The 8583-nt window shown below is 38.8% G+C and carries 6 protein-coding genes; 3 read left to right on the top strand and 3 right to left on the bottom strand.

Annotated features, from left to right (window positions below; genetic code table 11):
* Positions 1–866: 866 nt before the first annotated feature.
* Together ACFIML_RS06690 and ACFIML_RS06685 are read right to left on the bottom strand one after the other, a co-directional pair.
* Positions 867–1880: a sensor histidine kinase gene (locus ACFIML_RS06690; RefSeq protein WP_375607014.1), complete on the bottom strand. Its 1014-nt coding sequence runs from the start codon at positions 1878–1880 to the stop codon at positions 867–869.
* 22 nt (positions 1881–1902) lie between these two features.
* A complete protein-coding gene (locus tag ACFIML_RS06685; RefSeq protein ID WP_375607013.1) occupies positions 1903–2697 on the bottom strand; it encodes a response regulator in 795 nt (264 codons plus the stop codon).
* Positions 2698–2866: 169 nt separating this feature from the next.
* On the opposite strand from ACFIML_RS06685, the gene ACFIML_RS06680 reads away from it, so the two are divergent.
* The 3 genes from ACFIML_RS06680 (at position 2867) to ACFIML_RS06670 (ending at position 5287) form a co-directional block, all read left to right on the top strand.
* Positions 2867–3070, top strand: coding sequence for a NepR family anti-sigma factor (locus ACFIML_RS06680; protein ID WP_015856821.1), 204 nt, complete (start codon positions 2867–2869; stop codon positions 3068–3070).
* A gap of 7 nt (positions 3071–3077) precedes the next feature.
* Positions 3078–3632, top strand: a complete 555-nt coding sequence (locus tag ACFIML_RS06675; RefSeq protein WP_375607012.1) for an RNA polymerase sigma factor — start codon at positions 3078–3080, stop codon at positions 3630–3632.
* A 224-nt stretch (positions 3633–3856) separates the two neighbouring features.
* Positions 3857–5287: a sensor histidine kinase gene (locus ACFIML_RS06670; protein WP_375607011.1), complete on the top strand. Its 1431-nt coding sequence runs from the start codon at positions 3857–3859 to the stop codon at positions 5285–5287.
* Positions 5288–6189: 902 nt separating this feature from the next.
* Here the strand turns inward: ACFIML_RS06670 and ACFIML_RS06665 are convergent.
* The gene (locus tag ACFIML_RS06665; RefSeq protein ID WP_375607010.1) at positions 6190–8175 is read right to left on the bottom strand and encodes a M23 family metallopeptidase; all 1986 of its coding nucleotides are present in this window, start codon (positions 8173–8175) and stop codon (positions 6190–6192) included.
* Between the last annotated feature and the right edge of the window lie 408 nt (positions 8176–8583).

Here is an 8583-nt window from a genome sequence, read left to right as displayed (position 1 = left end):
TTCTATAGTGAATTAATCAAAGTCATAGGCTTGCACGTCATAAAAGGGTGTGTGGGGGGGCTTTATATTGGTGAGTAATATTTAAAAAAAGACTGAAATGCCTCTTATGGACGCTCTCAAAGGTCAACGGCTGTTGTAACATGAGAGACAAATGGTATGATGATGCTCAGCTACTACTTTTATGAAGTGAAAAGGGGTATGAAGGTAAAGAAGGACGTGGTGTAACAAGGGACGGGCTTGATGCTTCACTTTACGGGGGCTATTATATCTTATTTACAGATACTGTTTTGAAATGAGCGTGGATGCGCTGGGAAATATTAAAAAAGTGCGTGAATGAGGGACACAAATGTATTCTGTTTTAGGAAGCCCTATTGTAACTGAAGAGGATATCTCCATTAAAAAATGCGATAAATAAAAGCATAAAATGTGTAATTTACATCAATTAATTGCCGTTGTCGTGGATGCTTTAAGCCCGTAAAGCTGAGGAGTGATGATGGATATTAGCTTTACTTCTTGAAATTTCATATTCTGCCAAAATAAAATTATATACGCATTGCGAAAATTACACAAAAAGAGATGGGTAATAGGCTCGCTTTTATTTTGCATATAAAAGCTGAAACGGTTTGCTCTTTATCGTTTTGGTTTCTGTTTTAAAATATGCGATTATATGAGGGATGGAAGTTGATTGACAGCGGGAATGGATTTTATGTGGCTTTCAGTTCTCATCGTTAAGGTTTTGGGGAACTATTGGGGGACAATAGAGGTTGGTTTAAAGAGGTTGGAAAATATCTTTGTGCTTAATAAACAGATGAGACATTTTGCTAAAAAAGGGGAAACTTTTCTTGTTCATTGTTTAAAATGCTCTTTTAAGAAAAAATATCAAAATAAGTATCAGGAACAGAGAGGCAATAGACAATTCCTTCTTGTGTCAATTTGAGAGAAGCTGAACCATTCACGGAAATGGGAACGATTTTTTCGAGAACGGCACTACCAAAACAGGCTTTTTTATTGTTTGTGGGAGGGATGCCGGATTCAAAATTTTCATGCCAAGTGATGATAAGTTGTGTTTTACCATTCAGTTTTGTTTCGATTTCACAGCGTACACAGATGCTCCCCTTTTCTTGGGAAAGGGCTCCAAAAGAAAGAGAATTGACAATCAGTTCATGAAAAGCCAAACCGATATGCAAAGCGGCATTGGGAAAAAGATAAGGATCGACGCCTTCAAGTGAAAAACGTTCTGTTTCTTTCATAAAATAGCCTAAAGCTTGCGTTTGGACCAATTCGCGAAATTGAGCACCACGCCAATCGGAATCAGTGATCAAATCTTGAGAATGAGAAAGAGAATGAAGACGACCTTGAAATTTTCGTAAAAAAACCTGAAGAGATTCAGTATAGCGGGCGGTTTGGCTGGCAATACTTTGAATGATCGCTAGAAGGTTTTTAGAACGATGACTGACCTCGCGAAGAAGGATTTTAAGCACTTGTTCACGGCGGCGTAAGCCGGAAATATTGACACCGGTGGTGATAATCCCAATAATGTCTTCGTTATCATTGCGGTGGCAATCAATAGAAAATTTGTACCAAATCTCTTGTTTATTTGTATCTTCAAAACGTGCTTCAACGGTTTGCATTTTGCCACTGGCTAAAACTTGCAGTTTGATGGTTTCCATATTGTCTGCAAGGTCAAGCGAAAAAAAGTCGCTGTCACGACACCCAACCCGCCATTTATGGTGCAAATGGTGTGGCAAGTTTTCAGCCCATAAATAAACTAGATTTGTTGCCTGATAGAGAACGCAAATATCAGCACCACGAATCGCTTGCATGAGCGCACTCATATGAGATCTATCCATAGGAGGCTTTGAAAGAGGCGTAACGATCATAATTTTAAGATGTTACCCTGTTCTAAGCCGCTTTAGAAGCATTCTCTTGAAAAAATAAAGCTTGGGAAATAAGCGCTTTCACCATATCAGGGTTAAAAGGTTTGGTCACTAAAAAAGTTGGTTCTGGACGCTCGCCAGTGAGAAGCCTTTCGGGAAAAGCCGTGATGAAAATCACCGGTATACGGTCATTTTTCAAAATCTCGTTGACCGCATCAATCCCTGAACTGTTATCGGCTAATTGAATATCAGCCAAAATCAACCGTGGTTTTTTCTTATGATACATAATGACAGCTTCATCACGCGTGCGCGCTATTCCTACAACATGATGACCTAGGCTTTCTACCATTTGCTCAATATCAAGTGCAATAAGAGGTTCATCTTCAATAATCATTACTTCAGTGGCAATTTGTTGAGAAATATCAATGGATGCTTGGTTGAGAAGTTTGCGAAATTCTTTCGTATCCAGATTCATGATTTCGCTGGCGTCTTGTTCATGAAATCCTTCAACGGCAATGAGCAAAAATGCTTGGCGTGCACGGGGCGTGAGATAGGATAATTTGGCACTGGTTTTTTGTTCAAGACCAAATTGGGGCAGGGGTTCAGGGATGTTTGGTGTGGTTTGGTCAAAAAGATGGCAAAAAAGCCAATAGGTACCAATTCGGTCAGTGGAGGCTTTGGGAAAAATGGAGATGTCGGCAATGAGTGCTTCCAACATCGCTGAAACATAAGCATCGCCAGAGGATTGGCTACCGGTGACAGAGCGGGCAAAACGCCGAAGATAGGGAAGATGCGGGGCAATGCGCGTTGATAATGACATAATTTATAACTCCTTTGACCTTTCAAGCATTTTGTTGGTTGAAATTCTCAACCGATAAAAAAGTTCCTTGATTTGTATGGAACTTTTTACCGACAGCTATATTTACAACCATAAGGCGAAAAAATTCTTCGCGGTGCTACCAATAATATATGGATTAGGGGGATGAAAAATGAACGACCGTGATGAAAAAAATCTCACTACACAATTTACAGTTGGAGATGATCTTCTCGGGGTCAATAGCGAAATAGCACGGAAGTTACGTCAATTTTACATGGAAATTCAAGAAGAAGCACTGCCACGGTGTTTGCTTGAGCTTTTAGAGAAGTTGGAGCGCGCAGAGCAATTTGGCTTAAACAATGTGGAAAAGGTTTGAATCCTTTATGTCAAAGTGCGCGAAAAACTTTAAACAAGAACTCCTTTCTGTGTTGCCGGCTTTACGAGCTTTTGCTGTTTCTTTAAGTGGCAAGCACGATAAAGCCGAAGATTTGGTCCAAGATACTGTTATGAAGGCATGGGCTAAGCAAGATAGTTTTGAGATGGGAACTAATCTTAAAGCGTGGCTTTTTACCATTTTGCGCAATGAATTTTATAGTCAAATGCGTAAAAAGGGAAGAGAAGTTCAAGATACCGACGGCGTGTTTACTCAAAATGTCGCTGTTCATCCTGCTCAATATGGATCACTTGATTTGCAAGATTTCAAAAAAGCCTTAAATTTGCTTTCTGCCGATCAAAGAGAAGCCATTATTCTCATTGGCGCATCGGGATTTTCTTATGAAGATGCTGCGGCTATTTGTGGTTGTGCTGTTGGAACCATTAAAAGCCGTGTGAGCAGGGCGCGTAATCGATTACAAGAACTTCTTAATGTCAATGGTGAGTCTGATTATGGTCCTGATTCTTACTCAGCTGGAAGTACATTGTGTTCATTTAACGGCTAAAAAAGCATAATAATTATGATCGATAGCCTTGTTTTTTTTATTCCCGTTATAGCTATTACAGTAAAGTCAGTATCTGAGGGAATTCAGAAGTTTGGCGTGTATCTTTAAGAACACAAGAAAAGCCTGTATAAAACTTTCTCACGGGCTTTAGGTTTTATGTTCCATAAGGTTGCCTTCCTTTGTGCTGAAAAATGACGACTTTCAAGTTCGCCAATGGACATTCTATGACAACAAAAACAAATTTGATGCCTCAAATGCCTTCTTCTGATGCAACGATATCACGCTGGCGGTGGGGTGCGATTGTTGTTTCTCTTGTTATGGCTCTTTTGGCATCGGTTTTTATTATGTTGCTTTCAAATGCCGTTGATCGAGAAGTCGCACAGTTGAATACAAGTTCAGAATTGCGTGAACAGGCTGATTTGGTCCTTATTAGCTTGATTGATATGGCTGTTGCTGATCGCAGCTATGCAAAAACGCGCAAGGCGGAAGATAAAATACGTTTTGAAAATTCAGAGCGGGAGTTGGGGAATATTCTCGACTATATCGCACTTATTGTTTATGCGCATCCGCAGTGGTATAAATGGTTTACGGCTTTTAAAGAAGAGGTTGAAGCACGAAAAGCCTTTATGAGTGCCCATATGCATGCTCTTGATGCGATTTCTGAACAACCTTCTCAACTTTCTCATGCGGACTCTTTGGAAGTATCAAAAATTCCTGTAGCACGTTTAGCGCAATTGATGACAAGTTTTATTAATGGGGATGATGTGGTGCGCCAAAAACAGCGCGAGGGTATCGCATTGATGCGTGCTGCTTTAACATTGGCAGCTATTGTTTCTGTTGTCAGTACTTTTGTTTCGGCCTATTTTGTTATTAATCGTTTTCATCGTGATATGCGCTCTTTAAAATTGTATCAATTGCTGCTTCATAGTGAAAACATCGCTCTGGAAGCCCGCGTGAAAGAACGAACACAAGAATTAGAAAGAGCACGCAATCACGCTGAAAAAGAACGCCAACGGGTTGAAATATTGTTGCAGGATGCAAGCCATCGCATTGGCAATTCTCTTGGGACGGTGTCTTCTTTGTTGGGGCTCCAGTTAAACCGAAGCAAAAATGAAGAGGTCCGTTCTGTTCTAGGAGCTGCACGTGATCGTATTCAGACAATTTCTACAGCACATCGTCGTTTGCGCTTAAGTGATGATATGGAAACGACACTATTGGCAGAGTTTCTCAGTTCTGTTGTGCATGATGTCGAATTGGCAGTCCCTTTTGAATTGCGTGAAAACATCACCATTCACACCAACTTTAAAGAGTGTCGCCTGTCTTCAAGAGATGCGACAACACTTGGAATTATCCTTGGTGAACTGCTGACAAATTCCTTAAAACATGCCTTTCCTGATCAACGGTCCGGTCATATTTATATCTCCTTTGGTCCCCAGAAAGATGGACAATTGATGCTCATTGTAGAAGATGATGGCGTGGGAATGAAAAGCCAAACTTTAAAACAAAAAACAGGACTTGGTCGTGTAGTCGTGGAACAGCTCTGTATGCAATTTGGTGAAAAACCTCTGTTTGAAACTTCTGCTTTAGGAGGTACAAAAATTGTCATTCCTTTGCCAAAACTTAGCATGAATAGTTCAAAAAAAAGCTCTGACTGATTTTTAAAAGGGTAAATTTTCTCTTTGCTCGTGGTAAGCTGCCTTTCATTCATCGTGAATGTATGGGGAGGGCATCTTTTCACAAGAAGGAGGAAAAATACGGCTTCATAGCGCGAACACATCACTCTTTAATATTAAATTATCGATTGTCTTCAAGAGAAGCAACTTTGCTTCTTTATCTTTTGGTGTAATGTTTGATTTTCTCTCTTGTTGTTTTTTCGCTTTGTTTACTCCGATGATCAGCTTTCAAAATTCTCCTTTTTTGTATGTTTTATAGCTTTGAAGTGCTTAAGTTAAAATTTAAATTTATTTTGAATAAGTGCTCCTTTACGCTAATAATACTTATATTCGTAAGCTCTATTTCTTTGCGAATAGATTGTTTTTTCAAGTTTTATTATTTTTTGTAAGGGCTGTTAAAATTTTAAATATGGGGTGTTTTTGTAAAAGTGTGTAACGAATATTCTTAAGGTAAAACGTGCTCAGAAAGTTCATGAAACACTGTCCTTTAGGGTCATGAACAGCATAAGCATTCAATAGGTGGAATTTATTCAAAAAGAAGCCGGGTTGTTTATAGAATGGTATGGGTTTTAGAATCTTCATCCTTTAGCGGGCACCTCTTTGATTTGAGATTTTATTGCATGGAAAACAAAGGGATTTTTATCGTTTTGATAAAATAAACAAAAAGAGTTAACCTTTTGGGGTTTCATATTTTTTACTTTTCTATTGTGCGTAAACCAGAAAAGGGGAGGGCGTTTTATTTTCAATCATTGTGATGCGACCTTGGGTGGCGGCATATTTCGGCGTATTCTTTAATAGATATTTAAAATGCGGAAATCTCTTTGAGAAAAGTAAGCGCTCAAGCATATTTTTTAGATGTTTTGAGTTGTAAAAAGGTAGATGCTTTAAGTTTCTTCGGAGGGTGCTATTGGGCTGTTGATCAAGGCATCAATGTTGTTTTTTTCTTGTAGGAATGTTTGTAGGTCTTGATTGGTTAAGGCTTTGCTATCCGGTATACGAATGCGCATGGGATCAACTTTGACGCCATTGACAATGATTTCAAAATGACAATGGGGACCGGTTGCCATTCCTGTTGATCCAACATACCCAATAATTTGTCCTTGTCGTACTTTCACGCCTGGTTTGATGTCTGGTGCATAACGACTTTGGTGTGAATAACTGCTAATATACCCATTGGCATGTTGAATTTCCGTATGATTTCCATAGCCGCCTGTTACACCTACTTTTGTGACAATACCATCTCCTACAGCAATAATGGGTGATCCTTTAGGAGCAACCCAATCAACACCCGTATGCATGCGAATATAGCCTAAAATAGGGTGTTTGCGTGGGCCAAAGGGAGAGCCAAAAATGCCATTTGGTGTGGGTTTGCGCAACAAGAAAGGTTTTGAACTTTTCCCTTCAGAATCATAATAATCAACGCTTCCATCTTTTAATTGATAACGGTAATATTTATAAGTTGTATTCCCAAAAGTGGCGCTAATATAACGAATTTCTGGATCAGTGTTCTTGGAGGGTTCTTTGGCTTTTAAGTTCTTTTTGCCGTTTTGGGTTTCTTTATCGCTTTGTGGTATGGCATAAAATATTTCAATCTGATCATTGGGGGTTATCTGGCTTTTCATATCAATATTGGTGGCAAGCAGACGAATAAGACGATGAGAGAGAGATTGTGATATATTATGGCTTAGCAAAGCACTATAGAGTGCATCATAAGCCGTTGGTAATTGCGCGCTATTGATATAAGAATGTGGAATACCATTTTGAAAAGCCGTTTTAAGTGCTTTAGACATTTTAGGCTCTGTGCTTTCAATGAATTGGCCTTTATCATTCAGGGCAATGGTGAGAATATGATGCATTCCTTGATAGATACTTGCGCGTACGAGATGGTCTTCTTCTCCCGCTTGTGTCACGATGCCAATGCGTAAAAGGCTTCCCTCTTTAAGGGTATCGGAAAGGCTTATTTTTTCTAGCGTTTTTACAACCTGGTCAATTTGCTTTTTTGTATAATTGGTTTTTTTGAAAGCATCGGCTATCGTTTGTTTTTTACGAATAGGAATAATATCTTCAACATAGTTTTTCGTCAGATCGATACGGTGACTTTGAGGAGAAACGGTTACATTTTCTTGAACGATTCGAACTTCAGGGGATTCTGTACCTTGGGAAGGGGAGGATACATCTTCTAATTTTAAAGGATCAATCAATGTGAGAACTGAAAGAAGTTCGGAGCTCTTTTCTAAAGTAAATCCAGCTTTTTGCACTTCTTGTTGTGCCTCTTCATCTGTCAATGTGTCAGTGTCATCAAAATCGAATTGATTTACCTTAAAATCATAGCTGCGTAAGGTGAGTTTTGTTTCCACCTTTGCTCCATAAATCTGTCCAGAATCTTGTAGTTTAGCGTTTTGATTTGTCGAATCACTGGCAAGAATGCTTAAAGAATCAAATTTTGGATAGCTATATTTCTGGGGGCGCTTTTCGGCTAAAGCCATACGAATCCATTCAAAATGTTGTGTTTGAATGACTTTTTCATCGCCTTTTTTTTGTAGAATCGATAATTCAAATTGACGTTTTTTGTCAAAGCTTTGCCGTGCATGGGTGGGAGAAATGCGATCACCTTTATAGCCATTGGCTTCAAGATCTTGTGATTCTGATAGGTTTTCTTGCGTAAACCATTGTGGAGGGGTTACCAATCGCTGTTGTTCATCAAGAGCCGTAAAAAGTGCAATACCCATAAGAATGCAGGAAGTGATTCCTGTCAGAATGGTTCCTGTAAGCCAACGAGCAGAGACCTGTCGGCGTGCAGGCCGCAAGCGCTTGACGACAAGAGCAGGATCTTGTCCAGGATCGTTTTTTTGTTGTTCGTTATCCCACATAGATTTATAAGAGTACTTCTCAATATTAAATAAAGAAAGCTAGCTAGATAGCTTAGCATGCTTCTACAGGAATTTGATTCTTTTTACAAATTACAGATCATGCGAATTCTCTTTATACAGCAATGTCTTTATAAATCATACCTGTGTAGAGAAATCCTTTTGAATCAATATTAAAGTAAGGTAAAATAATCGCTCTTGAGATTAATTAATCCATGCATTTGATATTTTATGCCTTGCAATGGGATGCTATATTTTACTTTAAAGGCGCTATGCACTCTTTGAATTTCTTCTGTTTTCATGTTTTATTTTTATACGCTTCTTATTTTGCCTATAATGTCTTGAAATACAACCAGTTGTTTACAATATTTTATTTTAAAAAAAAATAAAAAATGATATTGACTCTTTTGT

The sequence above is a fragment of the Bartonella sp. AC62GZZY genome (assembly GCF_042196525.1).
Lineage (GTDB): Bacteria > Pseudomonadota > Alphaproteobacteria > Rhizobiales > Rhizobiaceae > Bartonella.
The sequence above is the reverse complement of the archived record's forward strand: the minus strand, read 5'-3'. Positions and strand labels throughout refer to the sequence as shown.